Origin of the sequence: Pseudomonas sp. SWRI68, from assembly GCF_014269165.1 — a bacterium.
Taxonomy (GTDB): domain Bacteria; phylum Pseudomonadota; class Gammaproteobacteria; order Pseudomonadales; family Pseudomonadaceae; genus Aquipseudomonas; species Aquipseudomonas capeferrum.
In genome coordinates, this window is record NZ_JABWRU010000019.1 from 45,527 (window position 1) to 58,367 (window position 12,841).

The 12,841-nt window shown below is 64.3% G+C and carries 11 protein-coding genes and 1 tRNA gene; 2 read left to right on the top strand and 10 right to left on the bottom strand.

Features of this window, described 5'->3' with window-relative positions; all coding sequences use genetic code 11:
- Positions 1–78: 78 nt before the first annotated feature.
- From HU770_RS21780 to fdnG, 8 genes are all read right to left on the bottom strand, one after another.
- Entirely contained in the window at positions 79–390 is a 312-nt protein-coding gene (locus HU770_RS21780) for a hypothetical protein (protein WP_186665500.1), read from the bottom strand.
- 208 nt (positions 391–598) lie between these two features.
- A tRNA-Sec gene (locus tag HU770_RS21785) sits at positions 599–694 on the bottom strand.
- A 6-nt stretch (positions 695–700) separates the two neighbouring features.
- Positions 701–2,623, bottom strand: a complete 1,923-nt coding sequence (gene selB / locus HU770_RS21790) for a selenocysteine-specific translation elongation factor (RefSeq protein WP_186665502.1) — start codon at positions 2,621–2,623, stop codon at positions 701–703.
- Positions 2,620–4,047, bottom strand: a complete 1,428-nt coding sequence (gene selA / locus HU770_RS21795) for an L-seryl-tRNA(Sec) selenium transferase (protein ID WP_186665504.1) — start codon at positions 4,045–4,047, stop codon at positions 2,620–2,622. The genes selB and selA overlap by 4 nt, the downstream gene beginning before the upstream one ends.
- Before the next feature lie 144 nt (positions 4,048–4,191).
- The gene (fdhE, locus tag HU770_RS21800) at positions 4,192–5,118 is read right to left on the bottom strand and encodes a formate dehydrogenase accessory protein FdhE (protein ID WP_186665512.1); all 927 of its coding nucleotides are present in this window, start codon (positions 5,116–5,118) and stop codon (positions 4,192–4,194) included.
- Between the two features lie 4 nt (positions 5,119–5,122).
- Positions 5,123–5,779, bottom strand: a complete 657-nt coding sequence (locus HU770_RS21805) for a formate dehydrogenase subunit gamma (RefSeq protein WP_186661160.1) — start codon at positions 5,777–5,779, stop codon at positions 5,123–5,125.
- Complete coding sequence (gene fdxH, locus HU770_RS21810) at positions 5,776–6,726, bottom strand: formate dehydrogenase subunit beta (protein ID WP_186665514.1); 951 nt, start codon at positions 6,724–6,726, stop codon at positions 5,776–5,778. Before fdxH ends, HU770_RS21805 begins: the two co-directional genes overlap by 4 nt.
- Positions 6,726–9,794, bottom strand: a complete 3,069-nt coding sequence (gene fdnG, locus HU770_RS21815; RefSeq protein WP_186665516.1) for a formate dehydrogenase-N subunit alpha — start codon at positions 9,792–9,794, stop codon at positions 6,726–6,728. The genes fdxH and fdnG overlap by 1 nt, the downstream gene beginning before the upstream one ends.
- Positions 9,795–10,616: 822 nt before the next feature.
- On the opposite strand from fdnG, the gene HU770_RS21820 reads away from it, so the two are divergent.
- Positions 10,617–10,886 carry a hypothetical protein gene (locus HU770_RS21820; protein WP_186661166.1) on the top strand — a complete coding sequence of 90 codons (270 nt, stop codon included), beginning with the start codon at positions 10,617–10,619 and terminating at the stop codon, positions 10,884–10,886.
- A 4-nt stretch (positions 10,887–10,890) separates the two neighbouring features.
- Entirely contained in the window at positions 10,891–11,163 is a 273-nt protein-coding gene (locus tag HU770_RS21825) for a DUF3077 domain-containing protein (protein WP_033697742.1), read from the top strand.
- Between the two features lie 93 nt (positions 11,164–11,256).
- On the opposite strand, the gene HU770_RS21830 is transcribed toward HU770_RS21825, so the two are convergent.
- The gene (locus HU770_RS21830; protein ID WP_033703478.1) at positions 11,257–12,030 is read right to left on the bottom strand and encodes an SDR family NAD(P)-dependent oxidoreductase; all 774 of its coding nucleotides are present in this window, start codon (positions 12,028–12,030) and stop codon (positions 11,257–11,259) included.
- 22 nt (positions 12,031–12,052) lie between these two features.
- Complete coding sequence (locus tag HU770_RS21835) at positions 12,053–12,838, bottom strand: TSUP family transporter (RefSeq protein ID WP_033703479.1); 786 nt, start codon at positions 12,836–12,838, stop codon at positions 12,053–12,055.
- Positions 12,839–12,841: the final 3 nt, after the last annotated feature.

Below are 12,841 nucleotides of genomic sequence, written 5' to 3' on the forward strand. Positions count from 1 at the left end.
GGCCGGAATAGCCACGGGCTAATCTGGTAGTGATCACTGTCAAAGGGCGCCGGCTATCACTGACAATAGCGTCAGTTATCAACTAACCGGACGGCCCCACGGTTGCGCGAATAGCAATAGGTAGTTACTCAATTGTTGCAGGGTAATGATCGGTTTTAAGCGCTGCGCGGCTTTGATGTATGTGAATGCATCGTATCTATGGAACGCGAGGTTATTGAACGTGTTTACGGTGAGCCGGGTGATACCTGTGGGCATTTCGCTTGAGTAGTCGCGCAGTTGCGTGACTTGCCCATCGTCAGTGATGGCTCTGCTCGGCATACCCCACGTATCGAGTTCGACGCGGTTGGTGTCGACCATCGGGGTATAAGCCTGTTGTGCCTGTGTCGTCATGCTAGGTGCTCCATGCTGGCGCGGCCCTCTGGTCCGTGGCGACGCTGTGCCAGCCCCCTGGGTGTACTCATTAAGCAGCCGGAACAACACACCGACAACTGACAAAAATGACAGGTGACATTGCCACAATTTCGCCGTAGGCCTGCGCTGCGCACGGCATTGCTGCGCGGGCAAACATTGGCTGGGCATAGGGGAAGTCAGGGGGAAATGGCGGAAGGCAGCGGGAGTCGAACCTGCCCGGGAACGGCTGCCGTCCCCAACCGGGTTTGAAGCCCGGCCGCGCCACCGGGCGCGATTGCCTTCCTTGAACTCAGTGCCTGGCCTGCTGCTGGGCCAGGGCGCTGTCGGCGCGGATGTAACGCTGGTCGGCCACCCTGCGGGTCAGGCCGATGCGGTCGAAATACTCCAGAATCTGCACACTGCGTTTGCGACCGATGCCCAACATATCGCGAAACGCTGCCACCTGCACTATCGGCGCTTCATTCGCCTGGCCAAGCAGCAACGCGGCCATGCGCTGTATCGTCGCCGCCGGGTAAAACAGGTCGCGTACAACCTGGTGCACCAGCCCGAGCCTTGCCAGCTTGCGCAACAGCAGGCGTACATCCGCTTCGGCGCAGCCCGCTTCATTGGCCAAGGCCCTGACCCACGGGGGGTCGAATTGCCCCTCCAGCAAACGTGGCTCCAGCCTCGCCCACAATGCGTTGTCGGCCTCGCTCAACTGCACCTTGTGATCGGGCAGATGCAACCAAGGCCCGCTGCTGGAAACCTGCCCTTCATCGAGCAGTTCATCCAGCAGGCTGACAAACGCCGGGCGCTCCAGCGGCAAAGCCGCAAAGCGTCGCAAGCGGTCGCGGTCCGGGCCGAGCTGGTCGGGCTCCTGCTGGTGAAACAGCGCCAGCTGCGCCAGCAGTTGCTGCTTGAGGGCGCACCACTGGGCGTTGGCAAACAACAACGGCCCCTGGCGCGTGGCTATCACCTGCACATCCGCCGGCAACTGCCAGCTGGCCCGCAGGCGGTTGAACTGCCGCTCCAGCCGCTGCGGGTCAAGCCCTCCGGCAGCGGTGGCAAGCAAGGCCGGTAACGCCTGCTCCAGATCCTCGGCATCACGCAGCACCTGCAACTGGCGCAGCCGGGGCTCGCTGCGACGCTGCCGGCTGGGCGCAAACGGGTCGAGTACCCGCCCGCCCCCCAGCGTGCGCTGGGCGCGCTGATCGCGCAGCACCAGCCGATCGCCATGCACGGCCTGCAGCGGCGCGTTGAGTAGCAACTGGGCATACATGCGCTGGCCTGCCTGCAGTACTTCGCCTTCGAGCAATGCCACGCGGGCAGTCACATCCTGGGTGCCCAGGTGGACGTGCACGGCGCTGAAATGCTCGAACGGGCGGGGTTCGCCGGGAAGCAGCGTGAGCTCGATATCCACCCGGACACTGGGCGCATGCAGCCACTCGGGCACCAGCCAGTCACCCCGGTGTACCTGCTCGACCGCCAGCCGCTCGGCCGCGATGTTCAACGCCACCCGCTGGCCCGCTTCGGCCACCAGCGCCGCTTGGCTCTGCGCATGCAGGCCACGCACGCGCACGGGTTTGCCCGCTTTGCCCAACAGCAAGGTATCGCCGGCACGGACCTGGCCGGCCAATGCCGTGCCGGTGACCACCACGCCGGCACCGGAGACGGCGAAGGCACGGTCGATGGCCAGCCGAAAACCACCGCGCACACTGCGCTGCCGCACGCGCCCTTGAGCCTGCAGCAGCGCCTGGCGCAACGCCGCCACCCCCTCGCCCGTGACGCTGGAAAGGGCAAATTGCGGCGCGCCCGTATATGGCCCCGGCGCCAGCAGCGCGGCAACCTGCGCTTGCACCTCGGCCACCCGCGCGGGCGCTACCCGGTCGCACTTGCTGACCGCCACCAGTGCCTGGGGGATGCCCAGCAATTGAATGATCGCCAGGTGCTCGCGGGTCTGCGGCATGACGCCGTCGTCTGCGGCCACCACCAGCAACACCAGGTCGATGCCGTGGGCACCGGCGAGCATGTTGTGGATAAAACGCTCGTGGCCGGGCACGTCGATGAAGCCGGTCAGCGGCGCACCTTCGGCCAGGGCTGCATAGCGGTAGCCGAGATCGATGGTCATGCCGCGCTCGCGCTCTTCCTGGCGATGGTCACCCGCCTGCCCGGTCAGGGCCTGCAGCAGCGCGGTCTTGCCGTGGTCGATATGGCCGGCGGTGCCAACGATCACTGCACCGGCCCCAACTGCAGGGCCGGCAGTTGCGCCAACCACTGGGCTTCGTCGTCCAGCTGGCGCAGGTCGAGCCACAGCGCATCGTCGTGGATGCGCCCGAGCACCGGTACCGGAAGGTTGCGCAAGGCCCGCTCCAACACATGCAGGCTACGCCCGCGCAGCTTCTTCGACACCCGCGGGCGCAGGCACAGCGCGGCGCTGGGCAGGCGTGCAACCGGCTGGCTGCCACTGCCGATCATGCCCAATGCTGGCTCCACGCTGACGGCCCACTGTGCGTCGAGGCGAGCCTTGAGTTCCGGTGCCAGGCGCTCGGCCTGGGCCTGGATTTCGGCCTGGCTGCGGGTCAGCAGGCGCAGGCTGGGCAGGCGCTCGGCCAGCCGGTCGGGGTTGCGGTACAGCGCCAGCACCGCCTCAAGCGCGGCGAGGGTGATCTTGTCGACGCGCAGCGCGCGTTTGAGGGGGTTTTTCTTGATCTTGGCGATCAGCGCCTTGCGCCCGACGATGATCCCGGCCTGCGGGCCGCCCAGCAGCTTGTCGCCGCTGAAGGTGACGATATCGGCGCCGTCGGCCAGGGCCTGGCGCACGGTCGGTTCGGCGGGCAGGCCCCAGCGGGTCATATCGAGCAGGCTGCCACTGCCCAGGTCTTCGAGCAGGGGCAGGTCATGTTGGTGGGCAATGTGCGCAAGTTCGGCGGTGGGCACCTGAGTGGTGAAGCCCTGGATGCTGTAGTTGCTGCAGTGCACGCGCATCAGCAGGCCGGTACGCGGGTTGATCGCGCCTTCGTAGTCGCGGGCATGGGTGCGGTTGGTGGTGCCGACTTCGTGCAGGCGCACGCCGGCGCGGGCCATGATGTCGGGGATGCGGAAGGCACCGCCGATCTCGATCAGCTCGCCCCGGGAGATGATGCCCTCCTTGCGCGCGCCCAGGCTGTTAAGCGCCAGCAGCACGGCGGCGGCGTTGTTGTTGACCACGGTGACGGCTTCGGCGCCGGTCAGCTCGCGGATCAGCCCTTCGATCAGGTCGTCGCGGTCACCGCGCTTGCCGGTGGCCAGGTCGAACTCCAGGTTGAGCGGGTAGCGGGCTGCGGTCTGCATGGCTTCGATGGCCTCTTCCGGCAACAAGGCGCGGCCGAGGTTGGTGTGCAGCACGGTGCCAGTGAGGTTGAACACGCGGCGGACCTGGCTGCGTTGCTGGGTGGCCAGGCGCTCGCCGGTGCGGCCCAGCAACACGTCTGCGGCCAGTTCGGCGGTGCTGAGTTGGCCTTGCCGGGTGGGTTCGCGCAGGTCGTCGAGCAGTTGGCGCAGCGTATTCAGCACGGCGTCGCGGCCATGCCGGTCGATCAGCGGGAGGCAGGCCGGGTGGCGCAGGAGGGTATCGATGGAAGGCAGGCGTGGGGCGTTATCGGCGAGGCTTGAAGACATCAGGTACTACCTTGAGCTGGTCCGTTGTCTGTTCTGACCCTTTCGCGGGGCAAGCCCGCCCCCACAGTTCTCGGAAAAAGCGCAGTACCTGTGGGAGCGGGCTTGCCCCGCGAAAAGGGCGACTCGAACTTGCAGTGTAGACACTCAGCCACCACCCGGCGCCAGCATCAGGTTCGGTGCCAGGCGTTGAAAGCCTTCCTCATCCAAGCGCATATCCAGTGCCAGGCTGGCCAAGTCATCGGCCAACGGCTCGGCCGCCGCATCGTTCTCCAGGTAACTCTGCTTCAGGTAGCTGTTGCACCCCGGGCAGCACTCGGCCCGCAGCGGCGCCTTGCCCGGCGCGTGGCGATCATCCTCCAGGCTGGTATAGCGCAGGCCCTTGCTCGACTCGCAGTACACGCACTTGACCCGCACCACATGCCACTCGCAGGCACACAACGAACACGCCAGGTAACGCAGGCCGTTGTGCTTGCCACGGTTGCGCACCACCCCGGCCATCGCCGGCGAGCCGCAGGCCGGGCACTGGGCCTGGCTGCCAGAGGGCTTGAGCTCGGCGGCCGGCAGCGCCAGCAGCCAGCTGAACCACGCGGCTTGTAGCGCGGCGCCGAGGAACGGCACCAACGCTGCCGGCACGGCGTCGAACTGCCCAGCCAGCAAGGCGATGCCCCACCCTTTGCGCTGGCTGTCGTCACTGTCGCGCAGTGCCTGCAACGCCACAGCCAACGGGCCGCTGGCCTCTTCGTCAAAGTGCTCGATCAACGCCTGCATCCACACCAGCCACGGCCCTTCGCGCACCAGGCTGTCGGCTGCAAGGGGCGGCAGACCATGGCTTATGCACAGGCGCTGACGCGCTTCGGCCACCGGTAAACCACTGGGCGGGTTATCCACAAGCTGCTGCTGGAAGCGGCACAGCCAGGCGATCAGGCGCAGGTAATCGCCAAGGGCATTACCCACTGCCAACTGCTCCAGCCGCTCGGCACGCTGGGCGAACAAGTCCTTGGGCGGCAGATGAATGAACGGCGGCGCCACCGCCGACGCTTCGATCTGCCCGGGTTCGAGTATCGTGCTCACACGCTCATCCTTCTTTACGTCCGTGATCGCCCGGCGTCTTGTCGCCAGTCACGTCGCGGTACCACAACTGATGGTGTTTGCGCGCCCAGGCGCGGCTGACCCAGCCATGCAGCATGGCGCCGATCGAGCCTTTGATCCAGATACCGGCGTAGATGTGCACGATGATGCTGAGGATCAGCACGAAGCCTGCCAGTGCATGGGCAAGCGACGCCACGCGTATCGCGCCAATATCGAAGTAATGGCTGAAATACGCGCGCCAGATCACCACACCGCTGATCAACAGCACCAGCATGCACACCAGCAGCGTCCAGAACAGCAGCTTCTGCCCGGCGTTGTACTTGCCAATTGGCGGCACGCCATCTTCCCGGTTGACCATCACCCGGTCGATGCGGCGCAGCCACAGGCGGTCGTTGGCGGTGATGAAATTGGCGCGCCAGAAGCGCACTACCAGGCCAAGGAAGAACACGAACATCGCCACGCCCATGAACGGGTGCAGGATGCGTGTCCAGGGCCCGCCGCCGAACAGGTGGCTGAGCCAGAACAGCGCCGGGTGGAACAGCGCCAACCCGGAAAGCCCGGCCAGGAAGAACAGGATGGCGACGATCCAGTGGTTGGTCCGTTCGTTGGCGTTGTAGCGCAGGATGGGTTTGTTGTCGTTCATGGCCGCTGCTCCCCTTGCCCACCGGGCTGCTTCGGATCGTAGACATGCACTGCCGGGTCCACCTGGTGCACGCTGTCATCGGGCGGCGTGGGGTGTTCGTCCTCTTCGACCCGCTGCGGGCCGACCCGCACATAGTGGAAGAACCCGGCCAGCACCGCCGCGCCCATGGCCAGTAGCGCCAGCGGTTTGGTGATGCCCTTCCACAAGCCCACCAGCGGGCTGATCACCGGTTGGTCCGGCAGGCCGGCGTACAACGTAGGCGTGTCGGCATGGTGCAGCACGTACATCACGTGGGTGCCGCCGACGCCGTCCGGGTCATACAGCCCGGCGTTGTCGTAGCCGCGCGACTTGAGGTCGACGATACGCTCGGCGGCGTGCACCTTCATCTCGTCCTTGGTGCCGAACACGATCGCCCCGGTCGGGCAGGTTTTCACGCAGGCCGGCTCCAGGCCCACGGTCACGCGGTCGGAACACAGGGTGCATTTGTACGCCTTGTGGTCCTTCTGCGAGATGCGCGGGATATTGAACGGGCAGCCGGTGATGCAGTAGCCGCAGCCGATGCAGTGGTCTTGGTTGAAGTCGACGATGCCGTTGGCATGCTTGATGATTGCCCCCGGGCTCGGGCACGCCTTCAGGCAGCCTGGTTCGGCGCAATGCATGCAGCCGTCCTTGCGGATCAGCCACTCCAGGTTGCCGTCGTCGCGCTCGTGCTCGGTGAAGCGCATCAGGGTCCAGGTCTCGGCGGTGAGGTCCTGGGGGTTGTCGTAGGTGCCGTGGTTGTGGCCGACCTCGTCACGCAGTTCGTTCCACTCCGAGCACGCCACCTGGCAGGCCTTGCAGCCGATGCACTTGGTGGTGTCGATCAGCTTGGCGACTTCCTGCTGCTGGCGTACCGACGGCGGTACGGTGGTGGTGGCCGAGCGGGCGATGATGTCTTGGCTGGCCATCAGAGTTTCTCCACTTTGACGAGGAACGACTTGGACTCCGGCGTCTGGGTATTGCCATCACCCAGGAACGGCACCAGGGTGTTGGTCAGGTAGCCGTGCCGGGTCGCCCCGGTGAAGCCCCAGTGCAGTGGGATGCCGATCTGGTGCACGGTCTGGTTGTTGACCTGCAGCGGGCGAATCCGCTTGGTCACCACCGCCACCGCATCGATATGGCCGCGCTTGCTCGACACCCGCACCCGGTCACCCGCCTTGATGCCTTTCTCGTTCGCCAGCACCTCGCCAATCTCGACGAACTGCTCGGGCTGGGCGATGGCGTTGAGCCGGCAATGCTTGCTCCAGAAGTGGAAGTGCTCGGTCAGCCGGTACGTGGTCGCCGCGTAGGGGAATTCATCATGGGTGCCGAGGGTGTCCCACACCGAATCGAAGATCCGCCCGGCCGGGTTGCTGGTGGCCTTCTTGTTCTGCGGGTGCAGTGGGTTGATGCCGATCGGTGTTTCAAACGGCTCGTAGTGCTCGGGGAACGGGCCTTCGGCCATCTTGTCGATGGCGAAGAAGCGCGCCACGCCCTCGGGGTTCATGATGAACGGGTTCATCCCGGCTTCCGGTGGCGAGTCGACCTTGAAGTCGGGCACGTCGGTGCCGGTCCAGGCCTTGCCGTTCCACCACACCAGGCGCTTCTTCTCTGGGTCCCATGGCTTGCCTTGCGGGTCGCTGGAGGCACGGTTGTAGAGGATGCGGCGGTTGGCCGGCCAGGCCCAGGCCCAGTTCTGAACCTGGTGCATGCCATACGGGTCGCTGTTGTCACGGCGGGCCATCTGGTTGCCTTGCTCGGTCCAGCAGCCGGCGAAAATCCAGCAGCCCGACGCCGTGCTGCCGTCGTCCTTGAGCTGGCCGAAGCCCGACAACTGTTGCCCGCCCTTGAGCACGGCGCCGGTCGGGTCGGTGACGTCGGTCACGGCCCAGCCGTTCATTTCCTTGGCCAATTCCTCCGGGGACGGCTCTTCAGGGATTTTGTATGGCCAGCTGATGTTCATCAGGGGATCGGGGTAGGCGCCGCCCTCGGCCTGGTAGCGTTGGCGCAGGCGCAGGAACAGTTCACTCATGATGTGCACGTCGGTGCGGGTCTGGCCTGGGCCGTCGGCGCCCTTCCAGTGCCACTGCAGCCAGCGGCTGCTGTTGACCAGCGAGCCGTCCTCCTCGGCAAAGCAGGTGGTGGGCAGGCGGATCACTTCGGTCTGGATGTTGGCCGTGTCGACGTCGTTGAACGGCCCGGCGTTGCGCCAGAACTCCGAGGTTTCGGTGGCCAGCGGGTCCATGATCACCAGCCATTTGAGCTTGGCCAGCGCTGCGGTGACGCGGTTCTTGTCCGGCAGCGCGGCGATCGGGTTGAAGCCCTGGCAGATGTAACCGTTGACCTTGCCCTGGCTCATCATCTCGAACATGCGCAGCACGTCGTAGGCCGGCACGTCGAGCTTGGGCAGCCAGTCGTAGCCCCAGTTGTTTTCTGCCGTGGCATTGGCGCCATACCAGGCCTTCATCAGGCTGACGTGGAACTTGCCGTAGTTCTGCCAGTACGACAGCTGCCCCGGGCGCAGCGGCTTGGAGGCGCGCTTGTCGATGAAGGCGGCGTAGTCCTGTTCGGCATCGCCGGCCAGGGTCAGGTAGCCCGGCAGCGAGTTGGACAGCAGGCCGAGGTCGGTCAGGCCCTGGATGTTGGAGTGCCCGCGCAGGGCGTTGACCCCGCCGCCCGGCATGCCGACGTTACCCAGCAGCAACTGGACCATGGCCGCACTGCGGATGATCTGCGCGCCGATCGAATGCTGCGTCCAGCCCAGCGCATAGAGAATCGTCATGGTCTTGCCCGGTGCCGAGCAGGTGGCGATCTCTTCCCAGATCTTCATCATGGCGTCCTGCGGCATGCCACAGGTCATGCTGGCCAGTTCCGGGGTGTAGCGGCTGTAGTGCTGCTTCATCAACTGGAACACGCAACGCGGGTGTTGCAGGGTTGGGTCGACTTTGGCAAAGCCGTCCTCCCCCAGCTCGTAGCCCCAACCGGACTTGTCGGCATACACGCGCTTGGCGGGGTCGTAGCCGCTGAACAGCCCGTCCTCGAAGCCATAGCTTTCTTTGACGATGAACGACACGTCGGTGTAGTTGCGCACGTATTCGTGCTGGATCTTGTCGGTGCTCAGCAGGTAGTTGATCAGCCCGCCCATGAAGGCGATGTCGCTGCCGGTGCGAATCGGTGCGTAGTAGTCCGCCACCGAGGCGGTACGGGTAAACCGCGGGTCGACCACGATCAGCCGCGCCTTGTTGTGCGCTTTGGCCTCGGTCACCCACTTGAAGCCGCACGGGTGCGCTTCTGCTGCGTTGCCACCCATCACCAGGACCAGATTCGCGTTGGCGATATCGGACCAGTGGTTGGTCATGGCGCCACGGCCGTACGTCGGGGCAAGACTTGCCACCGTCGGGCCATGTCAGACACGTGCTTGGTTATCGAACCCCAGCATGCCTGTTGCGCGGATGACCTTGTGGGTCAGGTAGCCAGCCTCGCTGGAGGCGGCGGAGGCAGCGAGAAAACCGGTGGTGAGCCAGCGGTTGACGGTTTGCCCCTGGGCGTTTTTCTCGATGAAGTTGGCGTCACGGTCCTGCTTCATCAGGTGGGCGATGCGGTCGAGCGCCTCGTCCCACTCCACCCGCACCCACTCCTTGCTGCCCGGCTTGCGCACTTCGGGGTACTGCAGGCGGCTCGGGCTGTGGATAAAGTCCAGAAGGCCTGCGCCTTTGGGGCACAGCGTGCCGCGGTTGACCGGGTGGTCGGCGTCGCCTTCGATGTGGATGATGTTCTGTTTGACGTTTTTGCCCGCATCGCCCTGGCTGTACATGATCAGGCCGCAGCCGACCGAGCAGTAGGGGCAGGTGTTGCGGGTTTCGATGGTGTGCGCCAGCTTGAAGTGGCGTACCTGCTCGGCGAAGGCCGGCGTCGGGGCCATGCCCAACGCCGCCAGGCTAGAGCCTCCAAGGCCGACGGCGGCGACCTTGAAGAATTGCCGACGGTTGAGGTCCATCGTGCACTCCTGATCAGGTGGTGGGCGCACGGAACATGGCCGGCGCCTTTTGGTAGTCACGGTGACGGTTTTGACGGCCGCCAAGGGGTAAGACTAGTCAAGAATTGGGAAGGTGCGATGACATGGGTCAGGGGAGGTGTTGGGGATCGGTGTGGGGGCTGACAGGTGCTCGCCACAACAGCTTCAGCGCCTGTGAGATCGAGCGCCGCCCGCGCGGCGCATCGCGACGCAAGGCCGCTCCTACATCTGTTTCGGGCCAATTATTCCTGAGGCATTGGCGCGCGCCCCCTTGGTGTTCGCCTCGATATTGCGTCGTGCGAACAAGGCGGTCGCGCGCAAATGTCACAGACCTCATTGGCCCGAAACAAATGGAGCGGCCTTGCGTCGCGATGCGCCGCGCGGGCGGCGCTCGATCTCATAGGCGCTGAAGCTGTTGTGGCGAACACCCCGTGCCCACCCTTTTCTCCCGACATGCACCTCACAGCCAACAAACCCATCCGCCGTAAGACATTTCTGAACCTGAAACCAAATGCTACAGGTTACAGCCACTTAGGAATTACCCTACACGCACTGCTGAAGTATCGCTGTTGTCGGGGAAATGCCTCAGGGATAACGTTTTCGGGTCGCTTCGGCGGCCGGGCATGAGAACCCGATCAATTAGCTAGCAGCACCGTTATGGTGGCCGTACGTGGGCGGGCTTTCGCCTGGCCGAGTGTTTGCTAGCTTCTATCGGCTTTCTCACACCTGCGTATGGCTGCCACCTTCAATCCATGAGAAAGATTCAGGTGGTAGCACCCTTCGACGAGAAGCTGGAGTTACCCTATGAAAAAGATCGTCCCAGACCCACCCCGCCGCAAACCGATCACCACCCCATTCTTCACCGTCCAATCCGACATGTACCCACCCCATGCCCTCGCCCACGTTAGCGAGCTGCTACGCGGCGTCATCGAAACCATCGACGACCATTGCCGCGCCCACGCCAGCGAACCTGGCCTGAACATGCTGAGCAATGCCTTGCATGCCAGCGAGATCGCCCGTTCGCTGGTAGAGCACGTACACAACCGTCTCTATGGCCAACAGGCCGAGGAGTGAGCCCATGGCCGACGAACCCAAGCCCCTCACCACCGCGGGCCTGGCAACCTTCCTTGATGTGGGCAACCCATCGTTGAACTTGCTGCGTGTGCAGCCTGGCATCCCGATTGATGTGGCATATGAGCAGGTGTCGGTGCTGCTGGGCTACATCAAGCACCTGGTGCGTGAAGGCGATATGGACGATGACCACAAGTTGCTCGGCGCGGCTGACTACCTGAGTGTCCTGGCCAAGGCGTTGATGGACGATATCGAGTTAGCCAAGAACCGGTTGCATTGATCTCACTGGCCTCTTCGCGGTAAACCCCACAAGATCCCGCAAAGAGGCCATCAGCCGTCAGGGCGCCAGTTGGCCCAAACGATAACGGGGCAATCAAGCAGCGCCCAACGGCCTAGGCAGATCGCGCACCACATTAAGCGCCGCACTGCTCTGCGCCACCGGCATGATCTCGATGGTGTTGATATTCACATGCGCGGGCTGGTCCGCAATCCAGGCCACCGTGGCCGCGATATCCTCCGGCAGAATCGCCTCCACATCACGGTACAGAGCCTGCACGGCCTCCACATCGCCCTTCAGGCGCACCAGCGAAAAATCGGTACCCGAGCACAGGCCCGGTTCAATGTTGCTCACCCGAACACACGTACCGGCCAGGTCGGCACGCAGATTGAGGCTGAACTGGCGAACGAATGCCTTGCTGGCGCCATACACGTTGCCGCCTGGGTAGGGGTAAGTGCCGGCAATGGAGCCGATGTTGATGATCATCCCGCTGTCCGCCGCCACCATCTGCGGCAGGATCTTGTGGGTGACCATGGCCAGCCCGGTGACATTGGTGTCGATCATCCGCTGCCAGTTTTCGGCGCTGCTGGCCTGGGCGCGATCGACGCCCAGCGCCAGCCCGGCGTTGTTCACCAGCAGGTCGATCTGCAGCGACGCATCACGGATCTGTTCGACAGCCGCTTCAAGCGACACCGGGTCGGTGACATCCAGGGCCAGCGGGATGAAATTGACCCCCAGTTCACCCTCCAGTGCCTGCAGTTTATCCATGCGCCGGGCGCCACCGATCACGCGGTAGCCCTTGGCAACCAAGGTACGACAGATGGCACGGCCGAACCCCGAGGAGGCGCCGGTTACGAATGCGGTTTTCATCAGTTATCTCCGGTTGGGTAAGTCAGACCAGGTACTTCACGCCCAGGCTGGTGAACAGGCACAGCATCGAGAACACCAACACCTTGCGCACCACGTCGTTGCCTTTGCGCAAGGCCAGGGCACTGCCCATGTGGTTGCCGAGGATGTTGCAGGCCACCAGTGGCAGGGCAAGCAGGTACACAACCTTGCCGGCCATGATGAACGCCACCAGTGCGCCGATGTTGGAGGCGAAGTTGAAGGTCTTGGAGTTGGCCGAGCTGGAGACCAGGTCCATGCGCAGCAGGTAGTGGAAGGCGATGATGAACATGCTGCCGGTGCCAGGGCCGAAGAAGCCGTCATAAAAGCCGATGGTCAGGCAGGTCAGCGGCACCACGGTGTAAAGCACCCGCGGTGACAGCTCGCGCTCCTCGACCGGGCGGTCCTTGGGGGTGAGGAAAATCAGGATGCCGACCGGGATCAGCGCCAGGATGATCTTGCCCACGGTCTCCTGGGAGATCGACACAATCAGGTGCGCCCCCAGGTAGGCCCCGAGCAACGAGAACGGCACGCCGACCAGCGCCACCTTCCAGACCATCTTGCTGTTGGCCAGAAAGTTGCGAATGGCCGCCAGCGTGCCCAGGGTGCTGACCAGTTTTTCTTGCCCCAGGGCCACTTGCGGCGGCATGCCCACCAGCAAAAACCCAGGGACCAGAAACAGCCCGCCACCGCCGGCAATGCTGTCGACGAAGCCGGCAATGAACGCGATCGCACCCAGCATCAGGATCGCCAGCAGCCAATGTTCCGCCCAGAAAGCGCCTAACAGTTCCATAAC